Source organism: Bradyrhizobium sp. S3.2.6, from assembly GCF_040546885.1.
GTDB lineage: Bacteria > Pseudomonadota > Alphaproteobacteria > Rhizobiales > Xanthobacteraceae > Bradyrhizobium > Bradyrhizobium cytisi.
Map to the genome: position 1 here is coordinate 1 of NZ_JBEPOS010000058.1, position 3352 is coordinate 3352.

Consider the following 3352-nt stretch of genomic DNA (forward strand, 5'->3'; position numbering starts at 1 on the left):
AATCTCTACTATGCCGACCTCGGGATTATGCCGACCATTGCCTCTGAACGGGCTCTGGCGGCGGCGATCGCTGCGTTGGGGTCGGCATAATCACAGTGCCTCCAGAAATGCGAGAAGCTTGTCGTTCGGTCGAAAACGACCGGGGGTGGCTACCGCTGGAGCTGTCGCGGCCAGTGCGCGTTCCTTGATTCCCATATCAGCGTGTAGGTAGATGTGGGTGGTTTCGACCTGCTCATGGCCGAGCCAAAGTGCTATCACCGAGGTTTCAATTCCTGCCCGCAGCAGTCGCATCGCGGCGCTATGACGCAACACATGCATGCTGATGGATTTGTGTCCCAACGACGGACAGGCGCGGGCGGCGATCTGAACGTATTTGGCGAGCCGATGTTCGAGGGCGTCACGGCTGAGTGACGTTCCCGATCGAGTGACGAAAAGTGGCTCCGTCGGTTGACCCGAGCGCTCGGCGAGCCAAACACGCAGGAGGGCGACCATACCCGCGGTAATCGGTGTGATCCGCAACTTCCGTCCTTTCCCCATGCAACTGATATGGGCGCCAGTGCCGAGATGAACATCGCTGATGCGAAGGCCGATCAATTCTGACGCACGCAGGCCCGTTTGGGCCGCGAGCGTAAGCAGGGTATGGTCGCGCCGCCCGGTCCAGGTCGAGCGGTCGGGTGCGCGGAACAGCGCATCGAGTTCAGGTTCGATCAGGAAAGTGACGAGCCTTCGGTCGAAACGCTTGCGTGGAATGGCAAGCACCCGCTCGATTACGGCGGCATGCTCGGGATGTCGAAGCGCTGCGTACCGGAACAGCGAACGGACGGCGGCAAGTCGAGCGTTGCGAGTGCGCGCACTATTCTCGCGCTGCTTCTCAAGATGGTCGAGGAAGGCGCCGATGAGCGGCGCATCAAGATCGTGGATGTCCAGCTTCGATGGTTCGACGTCCTTCCTCGCGGACGCGAAAACCAGCAGCAGCCGCAGCGTGTCCCGGTAGGCTGCAAGTGTATGGGGACTAGCCTGGCGCTGGCGGATGAGGCGTTCCGTGAAGAACGCTTGCAGGGTTGGGGCAAGTGCGGTCATGCGGCACCTCCGAGGTGCCGCTCCAAACGATCACCAACCAGCGTCAGCAACTCCGGCGCAGCTGAAAGATACCAGTATGTGCTGACAGGATCGACGTGGCCGAGGTAGGTCGACAACAACGCGATCCGGTTCCCCGGCTCCCTGCCATCTCGATATCCGTCAAGGATGGTATTGACGGCAAATCCATGCCGCAGGTCATGGAGCCTCGGACGGCATGAGCCCGCGCGCGGCTTGAGGCCGGCACGGTCGACAATTTGACGAAAGACGGGCTGGATACCCATGTAGTGGAATCTGGTGCCAACCGTAGTGACCAGCAGTGCCGGCGTATTCGACGAGTTTGTCGGACGGTCTTCTCGACGCAGATAATCAACCAGTGCAGCCACCGTGCTCGGATGCAGCGGTAATTGGCGAGACTTGCCGAACTTTGCGTTCCGAATGGTGAGTAGTCCAATGACGGAGTCAAAATCGTCGCGGTCGAGGCCGATCGCTTCCCCAACCCGCATTCCGGTCACTGCAAGCAAGGCGATCAATGTCCGAAATGTCGCCACTCGGTGCGGTGTCCGCAGCGTCCCGGCCGCGGCGATGAGGGCCGCGATATCCGACTCCGAATATAGGTAGGGCGTTGCTCGGCCCTTTTGCTGCACCAGCAAGTGGGTCGGGGGCACCTCGGTCGCGGGGTCGATCCCGCGCAGGTGTTTAGCGAAGCGGCGAACAACGGAAAGCCGGGCAAATGCCCAGGTTCGACCGCGCTTAGGAAGCGTCGCCCAAACGAGCGCCGCCTCGGTTGTCAGATGATCTTCGCCGCGATCCTCGACGAAGGTGAGAAACTGACCGAGGAGCTTCTCGGCTCGATAGAGCTTAAAGCCGAGGGCGCGGCGAACCACAAAGTAGTCTGCGAGAGCCTTACGGAGAGCGTTCATGCGACGACACCCGGCCAAGGGCGAGCGATCGACCGCAGAGCATCGCGATCGACCTTGGCATAGATCGATGTCGTAATGGCGTTGCGGTGGCGCAGGAGTTGTCCAATCTCGGGCAGCGATGCACCGCCGCGTAGCATCAGAGTCGCTGCGGTGTGACGCAGCCGGTGAGCATGGATCGGTTCAAAGCCGCACCGTTCGCCAGCGTGGCGAACAATCTGCGTTACCGCGCCAGTGGTGAGAGCATGATGCGGAGCTGTGATCCGTGCAAACACCATTCGGCCTTGCGTGCTTGCGGGACGGCTGTGATGCAAGTAAGCCGCGATTGCTTCGCCGACGTCTGCAGGCAATGGCAGTCGTTCGGTGCGATTGCCTTTGCTGTGGGCAATCACGATCTCGCCGCCTCGCCAATCGATATGCTCAAGCTGCAGTTTGGCGACTTCGCCTGCCCGCAAGCCCAGGCGAACAAGCATGGTCAGGACCGCGAAGTCACGACAGCCACTTCGGGTGCTGGTGTCGCAGGACGCCAGAAGGCGCTGCACTTGGTCAGCGGCCAATCCCTTCGGCAATCCGGTTAATCGCCGACCGGGAACGGTCGGTACCGCAGACACGAGTGACCGATCGATAACGCCGTCGACGTAAAGAAAACCGAGTAGTGATCGAAGGGCCGACACTGTCAACCCGGCCGTCCCAGGGCTCAGGCGAGGGCAGTTTGTCACCACGAAAGAAACGACGTCAACCGCCGTCAGGCTTCGAAGGTCTAGAGTATGGCCGTCCGCCAAGACCTTGGTTTGAAGGAAGGGACGCATCAGTTCAATATACCGGGACGCTGACGCATTCCTGATGCCACGTTCAAGTATCAAGTAACCTCGGTATCGCGCCAGGGCCGCTTCAAGCACTCCGCTGACCGGAGGTGACGAAGCCGGCGGTGCGATCCCAAGACCGCGCAGGTAACCGAGGATCGGCTGCATCGCTCTGATAGAGCGAAGAAAGCTGTAACCCGCTTCATCACGGCTGAGCTGAAACCGCTCTACTTCCTTTGCGCGCAGTTCCCCTACAACGAGCCCCTCGCTCGCAAGCCAATTGCTCAGGTGGTTTAGCAGCAATAAGTGCAGGCGGGTCTGGTGTGGGTTATAGCCTTGTCGTGTCATGTGGTCGGCAAACCCAGTCGCGAATGCCGAAAGCGGACCCGAAACCCCAACTCGTGACAGATCAATCAACATGAAAGCCTCCCTTCAATTGGCAAGAGGGAGACTGTACGCTGTGAGACCAATCGGATTATGCCGACTCTAACGCAGCAATCGCCGCCGCCAGAGCCCGTTCAGAGCCAATGGTCGGCATAATCCCGAGGTCGG

The 3352-nt window shown here is 60.4% G+C and carries 3 protein-coding genes; all 3 read right to left on the reverse strand.

From position 1 onward, the window contains the following. Positions 1-90: 90 nt before the first annotated feature. Genes ABID58_RS37220 through ABID58_RS37230 form a run of 3 tightly spaced genes read right to left on the reverse strand, consistent with a single transcriptional unit; the run spans position 91 to position 3220 of the window. Positions 91-1080, reverse strand: coding sequence for a tyrosine-type recombinase/integrase (locus ABID58_RS37220; RefSeq protein ID WP_354037788.1), 990 nt, complete (start codon positions 1078-1080; stop codon positions 91-93). Further along, positions 1077-2000 (reverse strand): tyrosine-type recombinase/integrase, encoded by a 924-nt coding sequence (locus ABID58_RS37225; protein WP_354037789.1) that lies wholly within the window; start codon positions 1998-2000, stop codon positions 1077-1079. The genes ABID58_RS37220 and ABID58_RS37225 overlap by 4 nt, the downstream gene beginning before the upstream one ends. Next, the gene (locus ABID58_RS37230) at positions 1997-3220 is read right to left on the reverse strand and encodes a site-specific integrase (RefSeq protein WP_354037790.1); all 1224 of its coding nucleotides are present in this window, start codon (positions 3218-3220) and stop codon (positions 1997-1999) included. The genes ABID58_RS37225 and ABID58_RS37230 overlap by 4 nt, the downstream gene beginning before the upstream one ends. Positions 3221-3352: the final 132 nt, after the last annotated feature.